The sequence below is a fragment of the Fibrobacter intestinalis genome (assembly GCF_900167415.1).
Classification (GTDB): Bacteria; Fibrobacterota; Fibrobacteria; order Fibrobacterales; family Fibrobacteraceae; genus Hallerella; species Hallerella intestinalis.
The window spans coordinates 15,019-32,320 of the sequence record NZ_FUWU01000002.1 but is presented as its reverse complement, the minus strand read 5'-3'; the positions used below and the strand labels follow the sequence as shown (position 1 = coordinate 32,320).

At 49.3% G+C, this 17,302-nt stretch carries 7 protein-coding genes; 2 read left to right on the top strand and 5 right to left on the bottom strand.

Annotated features, from left to right (window positions below):
- Positions 1–26 precede the first annotated feature (26 nt).
- Together B5D40_RS00790 and B5D40_RS00785 are read left to right on the top strand one after the other, a co-directional pair.
- Positions 27–3,881 carry a translocation/assembly module TamB domain-containing protein gene (locus B5D40_RS00790; RefSeq protein ID WP_143394419.1) on the top strand — a complete coding sequence of 1,285 codons (3,855 nt, stop codon included), beginning with the start codon at positions 27–29 and terminating at the stop codon, positions 3,879–3,881.
- Positions 3,878–5,794, top strand: a complete 1,917-nt coding sequence (locus tag B5D40_RS00785) for a BamA/TamA family outer membrane protein (protein WP_078775415.1) — start codon at positions 3,878–3,880, stop codon at positions 5,792–5,794. Before B5D40_RS00790 ends, B5D40_RS00785 begins: the two co-directional genes overlap by 4 nt.
- 46 nt (positions 5,795–5,840) lie before the next feature.
- On the opposite strand, the gene B5D40_RS00780 is transcribed toward B5D40_RS00785, so the two are convergent.
- The 5 genes from B5D40_RS00780 to uvrA form a co-directional block, all read right to left on the bottom strand.
- A complete protein-coding gene (locus tag B5D40_RS00780) occupies positions 5,841–7,502 on the bottom strand; it encodes a glycoside hydrolase family 13 protein (RefSeq protein ID WP_078775353.1) in 1,662 nt (553 codons plus the stop codon).
- An 85-nt stretch (positions 7,503–7,587) separates the two neighbouring features.
- Positions 7,588–9,267 carry an energy-dependent translational throttle protein EttA gene (gene ettA / locus B5D40_RS00775; protein ID WP_078775352.1) on the bottom strand — a complete coding sequence of 560 codons (1,680 nt, stop codon included), beginning with the start codon at positions 9,265–9,267 and terminating at the stop codon, positions 7,588–7,590.
- Positions 9,268–9,304: 37 nt separating this feature from the next.
- Positions 9,305–9,844 carry a hypothetical protein gene (locus tag B5D40_RS00770; RefSeq protein ID WP_073303860.1) on the bottom strand — a complete coding sequence of 180 codons (540 nt, stop codon included), beginning with the start codon at positions 9,842–9,844 and terminating at the stop codon, positions 9,305–9,307.
- Entirely contained in the window at positions 9,841–11,943 is a 2,103-nt protein-coding gene (locus B5D40_RS00765) for an SUMF1/EgtB/PvdO family nonheme iron enzyme (protein ID WP_078775351.1), read from the bottom strand. The genes B5D40_RS00770 and B5D40_RS00765 overlap by 4 nt, the downstream gene beginning before the upstream one ends.
- Before the next feature lie 61 nt (positions 11,944–12,004).
- The gene (gene uvrA / locus B5D40_RS00760) at positions 12,005–17,296 is read right to left on the bottom strand and encodes an excinuclease ABC subunit UvrA (RefSeq protein WP_078775350.1); all 5,292 of its coding nucleotides are present in this window, start codon (positions 17,294–17,296) and stop codon (positions 12,005–12,007) included.
- Between the last annotated feature and the right edge of the window lie 6 nt (positions 17,297–17,302).

Sequence of the window (17,302 nt, the reverse complement as noted above, 5' to 3'; positions counted from 1 at the left end):
ATAGATTTCTAGCTATATTGCAACCTGTGAGACGGTTAAAACCCGCTGTTGCCATCGGTATCTTCGCCGTGTTCGTAGGCTGCCTTGTGGCTTTAGTCTGGTTGGGTTATCGTTTTTTGAACAATTACCTGAATACCTCCCACACATACGGGAGTGTCGAAGTGCATTTTCAGGGGCATTCGTCACAAGGATTTCTTTCGCACCGCTGGGATTCCATCGCAGTCAAAGGAGCAGGGTTTGACGTCGTTCTCCAAAATCCCGATTTAAATGCGCACCTGCTGCTCTCTCCCGGCGAGGACTTTATCCGGATCCAAACCGATACGGTCCGCATGGAAATCGATCCGGAAAAGCTCCCCCAAAGCGACTCTTCAAAAATGACGGTGCAGATTCCGGATTTTCGCATTCCACTGAACGTCCAAACCCGCATATCCCACTTGCAGGTTTCGGTAAAAAATATGGGAAACTGGTCCGCCGACTCCTTTGAAATCCAATCCCTGAACGAAAAAGAAGCCCGTCTTTCCTTTCAAAACGCCCAAGGGAAATTCATCGAAAGAAAAACATCGGGAACATTGGACGCCTCCTGGCAAGGGGATTTTCTTTCGGCAAATGTCAAAATCCAGACAGAGGACAACGACACTTTGTCTTTGGCACTCCACTGTCCAAGAAATGCGCCTACGCGTATTTCCGGAACTGCGGACGCTCAAATCCAAAATCCCGCATTGCTGGTTCCAAACAGAATTCCCAAGCAAATTTCCATCAAAAATATTCGGCTCCATACCGCATACAATGCGGACATCGAAAAAAAGAAATTTTCTTACAACGCCCGAATCCAAACGAATCTTGGTGCGCTTTGGCCATTGCCCGCCTTGGCTCTCGACCTGAACCTCCAGAGCAACGAAAAAATGGTTTTTCAAATCAACGGGAAATTGAGCGGGAAGAAACCGGGGCAAATCATCGCCCTGCAAGGAAAAGTCGATAAGAATCTGATGGGATCCGCCGACATCAAAATTTCCGGCATCGAGTCCCGATTCGGCCCCCGATTCCAGCCGCTGAACTGTACCGTCCACGCGACCAAGTCTTCTGCCAACTCTTTAAAAGCGGTCGTCAAAACAGAATCCGGTTCCGAAGTGAAAGCCGACATTTCCGGACTCGCCAAAAACAAAAAATTCAACATCGATTTTACCGGAGACATTTCCCCAAACGAGGCTTGGGCGACAAGATGGAGCGGCAAGCATTTGCGATTGGGTTCCCGTCCCCAAGTAAAAGGAAATTTTCAGAACGGCACCATGCGCGCAGACGTTTCTATCGCTCCGGTCGAATACGCCTACAATATGACTGCGGATTCCCTGTTTACAACTCTTGTTCTAAACAAAAACGGCATCGACTTTGTAAACGGCCATATAAGAACGCCAAAGGAAAAATTCTCTTTTACGGGAGATGTCAAATGGCACGATTCCATTCCGCATACCTCGTGGGAAGTGCACCAATCCGACAGCGGATTCGCCAAAGCGTTTATCGATTTTGATTTAGACTTGAAGAGCGAAGCGCACCGGGTTCGCCTTTCGACCATTCCTTTTGCCGATTCTTCCCTCTTGCGCGGATTCGACGGCATTGTGACAGCGACATTCGCCCAAAATTTTTCGGATTGGAACGGAAACCTTGACGCCGAAGTGGAAACGGAAATCCTCCAGATTCCATTGCGCGGGCACTTTAAAATCCACAATACAATAGATTCGCTTTCGCTGGATTCCGCCATCATTTCAACCAAAACCAACTCCATTTTAATGGAAGGACTTTCCCTGCTGCATTTCGACAGCACTGCCAATTTTTTTGACGACATGCAGATCATAGAAGCATGGGCTTCTACGGAAAAATTCGATATTCCGCTTTTGCTGGAAGCCTACAAAGGTTCCCCGCTTTCTACAGGGGTCTTTAGCGGAAACGTTTCTTTTAGAAAAGGTTCTGGAATCCAAGGTTCGCTCGCCTTCAGCGACCTCGCCCTCAAAGATGTCGATCCCGAATTTTTTTCCATTTCCAAATTGAACGTCTTTGCCGAAAAAGAAAAAATGCAGATTTCGGGAAAAGTCAAAGCGGGCAATCAAGCGTGGAACGGAGATCTGCAAATCGACATCAATGGGCTTTTGGAACCCCATCGCCATCTGTTCGCTTATTTTATGACTCCCGTTGGCGGGACCGCTTGGCTGGACGGAACTCTCGACTCCACCTATCGTTGGAAAGGAAATGCGCAGGTTTCCGGCTCCTGGTTCTTGCCGCAAGGAATGGGGGAAATTGTCTATACCGACTTCAAGGCCGACGCTTCGGGAGACCTTCATTCCTTTATCGACAGCCTGCGTCTCTCCTTTCATTCGGACTCCACCGCCATCGATACCAAACGCGGATTTCCCATTTTGCCGGTTTCATTTTCCGGAACGTTTGAAAACGGCGTATTCCACATTCCAACGGCGAAACTCACCAACAACAAAGGGGAATTTATCCAGGCGGAAGCCTCCTATGATTTAAAAAACAAAAAGCTGCAAAACGTCCAATTGGGAACCGATAAATTTTCCATCCTGTGGAATCAAATTCACCGGATTCAACTCAACAGCGTCCGCGGCACTCTAGAAGACGACGACAGGGAATTTAAATTGGCTCTTCAACTGGACAGCGTTACATATAAATTAAATAAGCCCGAATGGGGAGAAGCCGATGCCCTAGCTCACGGGAACGCCACTCTCCATTTGCCCCATGCGGAAAACGGGAGCTTTGCAAACCCGACTTTGGAGGGTAATATCCGTTTGAACAGAGCCGTTTACAAGAATACTTTTTCGGTGGATCTGGGTTTCGGCAGTATCAGCAAAATTTCGGCGACCCTGTCCAGCTTTTTTACCAAAATCCGAAGAACAAAGCCTCCCGTCAAAAAAACGGCAGCAAAATCCAGACCTCTCAACATTTCCGTTCACATCAGCGATTCGCAGCGAGATACCGTCGCCATCTTGACCAACCTGGCTTCATTTCCCCTTACCGTCGATCTTTGGATCCTCGGCAATTCAGACCATCCGCTTTTCCGCGGAGACATCAACAATTCCGGAAACGGCTCCATCGGTCTTAAAGACCTTTTCCGATTCAATTTGGAATCTTTCGCCATCTCTTTTCAGGACGTTCCCTGGAAGCGCGGAACGATTAACATTTCCAGCGTTCAAGAGTTGCCTTATTGCCAAACCAGCAACAACCGCGACGACAACGAAACTTGCCCTGTCCACTTGGACATTCTCGGCACCCTGATTGCGCCCAAGCCGATGCCCAGCGCCAACTGCAACACCGACGACTCTCCTGCTTCCCTTTACTACAGCGTTCTTTTGGGCTGCATTTCCGAAGGCGAAAACTCTTCCATTGACAAGAACAAAGTGGCGGGAAAACTGATCGGCAGCGTTCTCTCTTCGACAGCAAACAAAACCCTCGGCGGAGAATACGTTGGCGATATCGACATGAAATTGAAATTCTTCGATGACGAAGCCCTTTCGGAAAAAGATTCCAGCTACTTGACGATTCCCATTTCCCTAGATCGCTGGGTCAAGGACTTGAGCCTGATTTTTGGATACAAGCAGGATCAGAGCGAAACGCCGACTTACGATCGCGCTTTGGAAGCCGGCATCACATACATCATTCCCGCCTTTTCCGAAGCCGACAAAACAAACAATCCGGAGCACTACAATCCGCAACTGGACTTTGGCGCTAGCCTTGTCCAAAAGAATTACATCACGACGACCACCGAAGACGAAAGCCGTTTGGAAAAAAACATCGGTTTTAATTACAGCTACACATTCTGGTCTCCCTGCTTCTTTGGGCTGGGGAAATGCGCAGAAAACAAGGAAAAGAAATGATGTTGCAAAAACTGTTTCTCGCTCTTGTTTTTTTGACCGGAATGGTTTTAGCAAAAGAGATTCCTGCGGATTCCTCCGTTCAGAATCCTCCTAAAAATGCGTGGAAAGTTTCCTTTATCGGCAACGAGCTTTATGCCGACGAGCAACTCGCCGTGGAACTGGATATTCCCGAAGAGTTTGGCATTGTCGATACGATTCGCCAGGACTTTTTGATGCAGGTGGCAAGAACCAATTTGGAACTCCTGTATTTTTCCGCCGGCTACTTTAGTTTTACAACCAAATTGGAAGTCTTGCGAAATCAAACCGACGAGCAGGATTCCGTTCCTTACACCCTGTACCGTTTTCTCATTCAAGAAGGCGAACGCTACACATTTAATGAAATCAAAATCGACCGAGATTCCTTTGCGGATAGCGTTGCGCTGAAAGGTTTGAAATTCCGGACTGGCGCCCATTACGACCCTTCTGTTGTTGCCGATGACGTCTTGCAAATCCAAGTTCTTTATCGCGAAAACGGTTATCTTCATGTCCGGGCGGACTATCTGGAATTTTTGGACACTCTTCATCACCAGGTAAACGTGGAAATCTATGTGGAACCCGGCACAAAAGTCCGCATGGGAGATTTTACCAGCAGCACACAAAAACCCGCCCGCATTGCAAACCTGGATACCACCGACAGGCAGGGACTTTCCGACACGGCTTGGCTCAACCGGCTTTGGCGCATTCCCAAAGGCGAAGTCATCAACGGGAAAACCTACACTTCGTTCCGAAACAAATTACTATCCACGCAGATTTTTTCCCAAATCCATTTAGAGGACGCCCCCCGCAGCGACAGCCTTTCCGACATTCGATTCAGCGCAGTCGAAAGGATTCCCGGAGAAGCACGTTACTCGGTGTTCTTTGAAGAGGTTTACGGATTCGGGGCCTCCGCCATGGTAAAGCACAAAAATCTGGGCGGGCATTTTCACGAAGGATCCGCCAGCATTCTTGTTGCCCAGAACAAGCAGGAACTGACATTGGGCTACGCCAATCCACTTTTATTCGGCACCCGTTTCAGCTTTATTCCGACCGCCATCCGTTTTGACGACCATATCAGTTTCAACCACGAAAAAACATCACCGCCAGCATATCCGGACAGCCTAGAAGAACGCTACGAAATCATCAACCGGGGAGACCTGACTTTTGGACTCGCCCGAAGCATCCGATTCCGAGCGACTTTGGACACGCGATTTGTTCAAAAAAACGATCTTCGACTTTTCAAAATCAAAGGCGAAACAGCACTCTCTTTCGATTTCACCGACGATTACTTCAACCCGACAAAAGGCGTACGCGCTTTGCCAAAACTCGGCATGGGGGCAAACTTTACGGGGAACATCCGCGACCCCAAAATGGAAGGGAACCCTTATACATACGGAGAAATCACAGGAATCGGTTACTTGCCTCTATTCGGTCCGTTTCTTTCGGCATTCAGCGTCAGCTACGGCAAATTCTTCGACAAAGCGATGGAAGACGACGCCCGCATTTTTTATCAAGGCGGATCGCGAACCGTCCGCGGCTACCGTTTTCGCAGCATTTATCCCAGCTACACCAGCATCGATGAAGAAGGCGAAGAAATCATCAACACGGGTCTGACTCCACAATACGTTCGCGCCAATGCGGAACTTCGCATCAATTCCCCATTCGAGTGGTCCAAAAACTGGCAGCTCGTCGAATTTTACGATTGGGCTTACGTCAGCGACAAGGAATCCGGCGTTTACAAAGGAAGATCTCAAGCGGCATTCGGCACGGGCATTCGCTACAAATGGCAATTCCTGACCATCCGTCTGGATTATACGTTCAAAAAAGATTTCAACGACTGGAACCCGGAATCCTTCGCTTTCCAACGAATCAATTTCGACCTTTCTCAGGCATTTTAATAGCCGGCGACAAAAACCGAAAATTCAAAAATTCGGGTTGTCGAAATCAGCCGTCCGCAGAAAATATATTTGCTTCCAGAGGACGCAAATGCGATTTTTTGGCATCGCCGTAATTGGAAAAAAGAAGCGTTGCATCGCCCAGCAAGCTTTTGTCGTAAAAAGCGTCCGCTTCCGAAAAATTCACCAGTATCGTTAGCGATTTCCCCCGGAAAGTGCGTTTGTATGCAAAAATCCGTTCGTCATCCGCAAGGAGAATTTGAAAATCGCCATTCAAAAGCACTTCGCTTTTCTCTCGAAATTTGGACAACCTGCGGAACCAGGCCAAAACCGATTCGGGATCCCCTTCTTCTTTTTGCACATTGATCTGCGGATAATTTTCATTCAAAGCCAACCAAGGCTTTCCACAAGTAAAACCGGCATTTGCTGAAGAGTTCCACTGCATGGGCGTTCTGGCATTGTCACGACTAAACGCCTGCACAAAACGGATAGCCTCGTCTGCACCAAAACCTTCTCGGCGCGCCAGTTCATACTGGCTGCGGGAATTCAATTCATTATACGCATCGATGGAATCCCAATTCACATTTGTCATGCCGATTTCTTCGCCCTGATAGACAAATGGCGTTCCACGCAAAGTCAACAAAAGAGTCAAAAGCGCTTTCCCCGCCAGCACGGGATCTGCCGCATTCGAAAAGTTCGCGCTGATGGATCTCGGTTTATCGTGATTTTCCCAAAAAATCGGATACCAGCCGTTTTCTGCCGTTGCCATCTGGCTGCGAACAATTGCCATTTTGATATCCAGCATTGAAAGTTTCTTCGCTTTAAACCAAATATCGCCGCCTTGCAAATGATTAAATTCAAACAGCATGTCAAAAACGCCGTTCTCGCCAACCCAATTTTTCAACTCTTCCGGGCGAATCCCATTCGCTTCCGCAACCGTAAACACGTTTTTATTTTTCCAGACATTCGTTTTAAATTCCCGCAAAAAGTCCAGAATGCCGTCCGTATTTGCTGTCATGTCGTGAATCAGCACCATGCCGTCCGAAGCATCGGGCTTGCCATCCGCAAAATCCTTCGGCTTTTTGATGTAAACGATGGCGTCAATCCGAAAAGCTCCCACTCCCTTCCCAATCCAAAAATTGGCGATATCGTAAAGAGCCTTTCGCACTTCCGGATTTTCCCAGTTCAAATCGGGCTGAAAGTCGCCAAAGGTATGCAAATAATATTGCCCGCGTGGGGCATTCCAAGTCCACGCCGAGCCGCCGAAAATTCCGCGCCAATTATTGGGAGGCGAACCATCCGGCTTGGGATCTTTCCAAATAAACCAGTCGCTTTTGGAATTGTCCCTGCTTTTTTGGGATTCCAAAAACCAAGGATGCTCTTTGGAAACGTGATTGAACACCAAGTCCATCATCACGACGATATGATGCTCCCGCGCTTTCGCCAAGAGTTCATCCATATCTTCCATCGTTCCATACTGCGGGTTGATTTTATAAAAATCCGAAACGTCATAGCCGTTGTCCCGCATGGGAGACGCATAGACAGGCGTCATCCAAATGCAGCCGACGCCCAGCGATTCCAGATAATCCAGACGGTTCGCAATTCCTTTCAAATCGCCAAAGCCGTCTCCGTTTGCATCCTGAAAACTGCTCGGGTAAATTTCATAGCAGACGATTTTTTTCCAATATTCCAGTGCTTCGGATTTTTGCATAAAAATTTTGTTCCTGTAAACAAACGGGCGCTCGACAATTGCCAAGCAGCCCGTGACTGTTTTGAACTTTTCGCCGTTTAAAAAATTATTCCCGCGTCAAGGTCTTGTATTTGAACCGCTTCGGCGTGTCGGCATCGTCGCCCATCCGCTTTCTGTAATCCGCTTCGTATTCGCTCCAGTTGCCTTCAAACCAGACGACCTTTGAATCGCCTTCGTAAGCGAGAATGTGCGTCGCCACACGATCCAAAAACCAGCGGTCGTGCGAAATGATAACGGCACAGCCCGCAAAGCGCAGAATCGCCTGTTCCAAAGCCTGCAAGGTTTCGATGTCCAAATCATTGGTCGGTTCATCGAGGAAAAGCAGATTGCCTGGACGTTGCAAATTTTTCGCCATCAGCACCCGATTCCTTTCGCCACCAGAAAGGACGGAGAGTTTTTTCTGCTGATCCGAACCGGTAAAATTGAAAAGTCCGCAGTAGGCGCGCGCATTCATTTTGCGTTCGCCCAACAAAATTTCTTCCTTGCCGCCGGAAATCGTTTCAAAAACCGTTTTCGAATCATCCAGACTTTCCCGTCCCTGTTCCATCGTAATCATTTCGACCGTATCGCCGATTTTAATCGTTCCCGCATCGGGAGTTTCCTGACCCGTAATCATTTTGAAAAGAGTCGTTTTACCGGCACCGTTCGGCCCGATAATTCCCACAATTCCAGAACGCGGCAACGTGAACGACAGATTGTCGAACAAAAGTTTATCGTTATAGGCCTTGCGCAAATTCTCCGCCTGAATAACGACATTGCCCAAACGCTTGCCATTCGGAATGTAAATCTGCGCCACCTTGATTTGCTCCTGGGAATCTTCCGCCAGCAAATCTTCATAAGCTTTCAAACGGGCCTTGTTCTTCGCCTGACGCGCTTTCGGGCTTTGCTTTACCCATTCCTGTTCACGCGCAAGGCGTTTCTGCCTATCCGATTCGCCCTTTTCTTCGTTCTTCATCCGTTCCAGCTTTTGATCCAGCCATTCCGCATAATTTCCCTGCCAAGGAATGCCACGCCCGCGATCCAGCTCCAGAATCCAGCCGGTCACATTGTCAAGGAAGTAACGGTCGTGAGTCACCAGAATCACCGAGCCTTTGTATTCACGCAAATGCCGTTCCAGCCAGGCGACGGATTCCGCATCCAAGTGGTTCGTCGGTTCGTCGAGCAAAAGCAAGTCGGGCTCTTCCAAAAGCAAGCGACAAAGAGCGACCCGGCGTTTTTCCCCGCCGCTCAAATTGGCGACGCCCCAGTCCCCCGGCGGGCAGTTCAGCGCATCCATCGCGATTTCAATTTTCCGCTCCAGATTCCACAAGTCTTCCGCATCGATGACGTCCTGCAGTTTGCCCTGCTCTTCCATCAATTTATTCATCTCGTCGTCGTCCATCGGTTCGGCGAACTTCATCGAGATTTCATTGTAACGGTCCAAAATCGCATGTTTCTTGGCAACAGCCTGCATCACGTTTTCTTTAACCGTCAAATTCGCATCCAGCTGCGGTTCCTGCGGCAAATAGCCCGCCGTGCGCCCCGGTTCAATCCAAGCTTCTCCTTGGAACTCTTTGTCGATTCCCGCCATAATGCGAAGCAAGGTCGATTTACCGCTGCCATTCGTTCCGATAATTCCGATTTTTGCACCATAGTAAAAACTGAGCGAAATATCCTTGAGAATCGTTTTGCCCGGCGCATACGTTTTGGTCATGCGGTTCATGTAGAATACAAATTTTTCAGCCATGCGTTATCCTTGAAAAAATGAATGACAAATTGAAATTTTATTTCGGCAAAGTTTCGTCTTTCTTTTGACGACGACCCTTGATCAAGACCGTCAAATTCATAGCGATGGCAATCGCCAAAAGAAAGGAAATGCAATACGCTCCGACAGCGGGTTCCAGCGTCAAATGCTGCCTTTGCAAAGACAGTCCTAAATTATAAATGAAAACCCACAGGGAAACAAAAGAAGCCAAAGCCATCGCCAACGAACCCGCAGGCGTAAAGAAAGCGAAGATCGCCCCTAATGCCACGGCAAAAATAATCGGAAGAACTGCCGGAGTCGTTTGAACATCCTGAAACAAAAATTCTTTCAATTGGGCATTGTTCTTCATATCCGCCATATTTTCGGCCACGTCCTTTTCTAAAAGGGATTCCATATTGTTGGGAAAAGCCAATTCATAGACATTGGGGGACGCGAGAACTTCGGGCATGATGGCTTTTTCGGAACAGGAGACATTCACCAGCGGAAACAGAAAAGCCACAAAAATCAGCAAAAAGGGAAAGGAACAGAGTTTTTGAAAGAGTTTCAGATCGCGTTTCATTTTTTCTCCTCGAAAGGAAATACGCACCGGAATCCCAGCGCATTGGACCAATATCTAGGATCTTCGTCGTCCCGATCCGTCAAATCCAGCTCATCGTCGGAACGACTTTTCCAGGAACCGCCTTTGAAAACGCGGGAGTCGCCAAAGAAAGAACCCGTCGGATTCTCGCTTTCTACATAAAACGAAAACCAGGAATAGGAATCCAGCGTCCACTCCGCCACATTGCCGGAAACATCGTAGAGTCCCCAGGCATTGGGCTTGGCGGAAGCGACCCGCTTCGGAGCATCCGCTCGGTAAACCGCGTATTCAAAAGGCAGTGCGCCATTTCGATTGCGCCAGATATACCCCTCGTTCGTTCCCGCACGGGCGGCAAATTCCCATTGGGATTCGGTCGGCAAATCGCCGCCAACAGCCAAGCAGAATTTCCGGGCATTGTCCCAATTTACATTGTGCGCAGGCATCAGGCTATCTGCAAACGTGAATTTCGTCGTCGAATCCTTCATGACTTGCCGATATTCGCCCACCGTTACTTCCGTTTTTCGAATGCGGAAAGGACTCATGCGAACAATTTTGTTCTTATAGCGGAAAGTCCCGGAATCGATATAGGCGACCGCTCGACTCACATTTTCTTCCAACGAATCGCGGATGGCGGCAGAGGTATCGTCCGAAGCCTCAGGAACTGGAGGAATCAGCGTATCTTTGGGCAACGGATGCAGCCATTCCTGCACTTCCGGCTCCCTTTGAATATCCTGCGGCAAAATAAATTCGCCCGAACCTGTATAGACTCTGCCTCGATAGGAAACATTCAACTGCGTAAAGCGATAATGATGCCGAGTCTTGACTTTGGAACCCTCGTATTTCCACAGCGGCTTATTTTGCAGAGTCAGCGTAAAAAGGGCGCGCCCCGGTTCCTGCGCTTCTGCGGCAAAAACGCTTGCCGGAACATCCATTTCCGGCTGTAGCTTTCCTGTGAAAGCCACATCAATTCGACCTGTAGAATCCCCAAGGCGAAACGTAAAAGCGGAATCATTCCAGTCGATGGATTTTAAGTCGGCATTCAAACGGAGCGTATCCTTTTGAAAAAAATCCAAACGAGCCAGCAAAGCGTTATTGATTTGCAAGATCGACGACAATCTGCCCGAAAGCCACTGCGCCTGAGCACGCGAACGAACGCCTTGATACGTCTTTAGATAGGCAATATATTGCACATTCGCCGAATCCATTCCAGGAGGCGGTCTCTTTGCCCTTGGGTAAATCGAATCAAACGGAGCAACGCCCCTGTCGATTTTCGCCGCTTCCAAATCGGCAATAAAACGATCGTAAAGAGCTTCCGTCTCTTCCAAATTTTGCGCAAACTGGATGCGTTCCAGCGTCACTTCGGATTCAATGCGATAGACAAGAGTGTCCAAGGGAATCAAGGCGGTTTTCAAATGCGAAGTCTTTCCGCTAGACACCCGCAAACCCGCCGTATAGGGATAGTAACCGGGAACAAAAACCGTCGTATAAAACAAGCCCGTATCCACCGGAGCAATCGTCAACGGCGTCTTCCATTTTTCCGAATCCATCAAAATAAAAGATCCTTCGGGCAAGGAATCTACAACGACGACTCCCGTCAGAGCGGCCGGTATCAACTTTTGCCATTTCCCGTTTTTCATAAAATAAAGATTGGGAACGCGGGAAGAATACAGATACTTTTTGTCAAAGTAAATTTCCGATTCATCTTGGAATGGACGGCTCGACATGGAAGAATAAAAGCGCAAATGCACCGCTTCCAAAGCAGTCAAATGATTTTCCTGCAGATTGAAGGCGTGCAATTTTTTATAGCACTCCGATTTAATGCCCCCCGAATACCAGCCGTATTGATTTCCTTTCGCTTTGGAGCGCAGATAAAATTTGCCTTTGTTCAGGGGAAACCGGAATTTTTCCGCATAGATGTGCGAAGAATCTTTTTCCGACTCCACACACATGTTTTCGGCATTGAGGATTTTCACATTCGTTTGAAACTGTTCGTTAGGAACCGAAAACCGATAATCGTGAAGTCCGCCGCCATAAGACAGAGTTGCAAAAACAAAAGCCGCCAGCCAAATTTTTAAGTGCATAGATTCTCCAATAGACCTGATGCTTAATTTAAGTAAATTCAAATCAAAAGGAGAACATCATTCAGGTTTTGTCCGCCGAACTCCCCATATAAGTCACAAAGCCGCCGTCTTTGCCGCCCGAAGGTCCCAGTTCCACGACCCAATCCGAAAGGCGAATGATATCCGGATGGTGTTCGATGACGACTATCGTATTTCCTCGAGCCGAAAGACGCCGCAGCAAATTCCACAGAATCTGGATATCCTTCAAATGCAAGCCCGTCGTGGGTTCGTCCAAAAGATAGAGCACACCTTTTTTTCCATTGCCGCGGGAAAGTTCCGCCGCCAATTTCATCCGTTGCGCTTCGCCGCCCGAAAGAGTCGTCACCGATTGCCCCAATCGCAAATACCCGAGACCAACATCCAAAAGGACTTGCAACTTCTTGACTATCTTCGGAACATCCTTGAAAAATTCGCAGGCTTCATCGATTCGCATATCCAGCACGTCGGCGATATTCTTGCCTTTGAATTCCACAGCCAGGGTTTCTTGATTATAGCGCTTGCCGTGGCAGACATCGCAAACTTCCCAGACATCCGACAAGAAGTGCATTTCCACCGAAATCAGCCCTCGACCTTCACACGCTTCGCATCGACCGGCACCGCAATTGTAACTGAAACGGTTCGACTTGAACCCTTTCATCTTGGACATTTCCATTTTCGCAAACAGGTCGCGAATCGGGTTCAGCACATCCGTAAAGCTCGCCGGCGTCGAACGGGGCGTTCCCGAAATCGGGCTCTGATCCACCGCCAGCACCTCTTTAATGGAATCCGGAAAACTCGCCCGACTGCGCGCTGCACGACGGCGTTCACCTCGACCGAACGCAGCCTGCATAAGCGGCAAGACCTCGTCTAGGACAAGGGAACTTTTTCCCGATCCTGAAACCCCGCAGACCACGGAAATCCGATTTTCGGGGAAACGCACCGAGATATTTTTGAGGTTGTGAGCTTGCAAATTCCGAAATTCCAAAAAAGCGGCATCTGCGGACAACGGTGAAAGCGGCGGATTGGACATTGGCACTTTTCCGCTCAGATACTTGACCGTTTCGCTTTGCGGAAATTTTTTGAGCGCACTTTTTTTCGAAAGTTCTTTTGGAGAACCTTCGGCGACCACTTCACCGCCAAATTCACCCGCCTGCGGCCCCATATCAATCAAGTGATCCGCCCCGCGAATCATTTCCAAATCATGTTCGACAACAATCAGCGTATTTCCCAGATCCCGTAATTTATACAACGAATCCAAAAGTTTTTTCGTGTCGCTCTGATGCAAACCGACAGTCGGTTCGTCCAGCACATACATGACGCCTTCCAAGCCGCTGCCAATCTGACTCGCCAAGCGAATCCGCTGCGATTCACCGCCAGAAAGAGTGTCTCCCGCCCGATTCAAGTTCAAGTAGCCAAGTCCCACATTTTCCAAAAAGGCAAGCCGGCCCAGAATTTCTCGCAGCAGCGGACGCGCGACTTTTTCACGATTTTTGTCCAACCGGAGTTTAGCAAACCATTCCCGCGCTTCATGAATACCCAGCGCTGAAGCCTGGCTGATATTTTTTTCGCCGACAGTCACCGCCAGAATTTCGGGTTTCAAGCGTTCTCCATGGCAATCCGGGCAAACTTTCCCCGAAGAAAGAACGCCAAGTCCGGAGCAGGTCTCGCAAGCACCCCAATGCGTATTGAAACTGAACTGCTTCGGATCAAACTCCTGTTTCAAATAATAATGGCAATGCGGGCAGCCGGGAAAAAGGGATTTCAAAACGAGCTTTCCCGAATCGATCCGGAATCCCAAAACATTCATGCCATCGTGATACGCCCGTTCCAATGCCTCGTTTAATCTCGGGGCGTTCGCTTCCGAAACAGGAACCCGATCCACAATCGCATAAACCTCGCGTACTTTTGAAGGCAATGCTTTTAACGGCAAATCCTTTTCCTTCCCATCTATCCAAAGCTTGCGATAACCGAGTTCCTGCAATCTGCTCGACAACAGGGGCACTTTTTGCGCATCCGAGGCCATCCATTCGCCACGGGAACCCGCGATAAAAATCGGAGCAAAAATCGTTACCGTTTTCTTTTTGGCCTTGGAAAAAAACTCTTCCATGATTGCAGACACCGGAGAAAATTCCAAAGCGCGTCCGCAATGCGGGCAGTGGGAGTCGCCAATTCTTGCCCAAAGAATGCGAAAATAATCGTAGATTTCCGTCAGCGTGGCAACGGTGCTCCTTGGACTTTTGGAAGCGCATCCCTGATCGATGGCAATCGCCGGAGAAAGCCCTTGAATGTAATCCACGCTCCCTCTGTCCAAACGCCCCAAAAAGCGCCGGGCATAAGTGCTCAAGGTTTCCACAAAGCGCCGCTGGCCTTCGGCGAAAAGAGTGTGGAAAGCCAAGCTCGATTTTCCCGAACCCGAAACTCCCGAAATAACGGTGAGCTGGTGTCGCGGAATGGTCACGGAAAAATTTTTCAAATTATGTTTTCGGGCACCGGCAATCCGAATATCCAAATTTTGCGAATCTTCTTTTTGACGAGTGACAGCCTTTGCCGTTTCCGTTTTCTGGAAAAGGACTTTCGCCAAAAACTTTCCCGTTATCGAATCCGTATTTTTCGCCACGTCTTCCGGCGTGCCCACAGCGACAATTTGACCGCCACGCTCGCCCGCATCCGGGCCTAAATCGATGAGCCAATCCGCACACTTAATGACATCCATGTTGTGCTCGATAATCAGCATGCTGTTGCCCAGCTTCCGTAAACGTTTCAGGCAATCCAGCAATCGGCGGATATCTTCAAAATGCAAACCCGTCGTCGGTTCATCCAAAAGATACAGCGTTTTTCCTGTTCCCGGCCTGCGCAATTCCGTTGCGATTTTCACCCGCTGCGCCTCGCCGCCAGAAAGAGTCGTCGAAGGCTGTCCCAGTTTCAAATAGCCAAGCCCGACCTCCTGAAGAACTTTAATCGGTTCCGCAATCTTCGGCAAGTCCGCGAAAAATTCGCAAGCCTCGTCCACCGACATTTCCAACACATCGGTAATCGTCTTTCCTTTATAGTGCACTTCCAAAGTCGATTCGTTAAAACGCTTGCCACCGCACACGTCGCATGGGACGGCGACATCGGGAAGAATCTGCATCTGAACGATTTTGACTCCCGCCCCTTCGCAACATTCGCAACGCCCGCCAGAGACATTAAAACTAAAACGGCTTTTGGTATAACCCCGCACTTTGCTTTCGGGAAGCTTCGCAAATAAATCGCGGATGTCATCAAAAATTCCCGTATAAGTCGCCGGGTTCGATCGGGGCGTCCTGCCAATCGGCGTCTGGTCGATTTCAATCACCTTATCGATAAATTCCGTCCCAGCGATGCTTTCAAACTTTCCAGGGGCATCCGTCGCTCCGTAAAAAATCCGCGCCAATTCCTTTTTCAAAATCGAATCGACCAAGGAACTTTTTCCCGAGCCCGAAACCCCCGTTACAACCGTAAACGTGCCATCCAGAGGAATACGCACATCGACGTGTTTCAAATTATTTTCCGCCGCGCCAAAAATTTCCAAAAAGTGCGTTCGCTCCGTAACCGGTTTGCGTTCCTGAGGAATTTCTATTTGGCATTTTCCCGAAAGATATTTGCCCGTCAGAGACTCTGGATTCCGTTCCAAATCTTCTACGGTGCCCGCCGCGACGACCCGTCCACCGTTTACTCCGGCTTCGGGACCTACATCGATTACATAGTCCGCATAACGCATCGTCTCTTCGTCATGTTCCACGACCAGCAGGCTATTTCCCTGCGAACGCAAGCGTTCCAAAATGCCCAGGAGCATTTCATTGTCCCGAGCGTGCAAACCGATGCTCGGTTCATCCAAAACATAAAGCACGCCCTGCAATCCCGCGCCCACGGCACTCGCCAGCCGGATTCGCTGCGCCTCGCCGCCAGAAAGAGTCCTTGCCCCACGTGCCAGCGTCAAGTAGCCTAGCCCGACGCTCACCAAAAAATTCAGCCGATTGCGAATTTCCTTGAAAAGCTCGTGACCAATCCGCTCTTCCTTGGGCGAAAGTTTTAACTCCCGGAAAAACGCTTCCAATTTTTCAACGGGCATTTGACACATCTGATCGATAGACAAATCCCGAAAAGTCACCGCATTCGCCACCGGAGAAAGCCTCGTCCCGTGACAGACAGGGCAATCGCTTTCGTGCATGAACTTGCGAAAATGGGCAATATGCCAGCGTTCCCAAAGCGCCTGCATCTGCGGGACAATTCCTTCCAGCCCAGCCTTTTCGCTACCATAAAACACGGCATTCTTCGCCCGTGCGGGCAAATCCTTCCACGGCGTATCCAACGAAAAGCCTTCCGCTTTGGCAAGCTTTCCCAATTCCCGCCAACCGAAATCCGTAAAGATGATTTTTCCATCGGATTTTTGGCATTTCAATGCACCGCCATGAATGGAAAGCGACTCGTCGGGAACCATCAATTCCGGCGCAAAAACATAATCCCGTCCAAGTCCCTTGCAGTGCGGGCATTGCCCGTGGGTATCGTTAAAAGAAAACAGACGCGGTTCCTGCTCTGGAATCGAAATGCCGCAATCCACGCACGCGAGTTCCGTTCCCTGCAAGCGATATTCCCCGTCCTCGAAAAGGAATGCGACCCGCTTGCCTTCCGTCAAACGCAGCGCGGTTTCCAAATCTTCCCGAATCCGGGACACATTCCGATTTTCAATGGCCAGCCTATCGACGACCACTTCAATCGTGTGCTTTTCGTAACGCACCAAAAGCGGGACTTCATTTGTGCGAAAAATTTCGCCATCCACGCGAACTCTGCCGAATCCTTTTTCCGCCAAATCCGCAAGCTCCTTGCGATACTCGCCTTTGCGTTCCTGCACAATCGGCCCTAAAATCGTCATCTGGCGGCCTGCGCATTCCGCATACAATCCGTCCACAATTTGATCCACCGTTTGGGCCTGAATCATTTTCCCGCAACGCGGACAGTGCGGCACACCGAGCCGAGCAAAAAGCAAACGCAAAAAATCCAAAATCTCGACCGTCGTCCCCACCGTCGAACGCGGATTGCGATTCACCGTTTTCTGGTCAATCGAAATCGTCGGAGAAATCCCCGTCACCGACTGCACATCAGGCCGCTTCATCACGCCGATAAATTGCCGCGCATACGCCGACAGCGAATCCACATAACGCCGCTGGCCTTCTTCAAAAACCGTATCAAAAGCCAGACTCGACTTGCCCGACCCGGAAACCCCCGTCACCACGACAATCGCGTCCCGGGGAATCGTCACATCAACATGCCTTAAATTATGCTCGCAAGCATCTCGAACAACAATAGAACGTGTCATGCACCA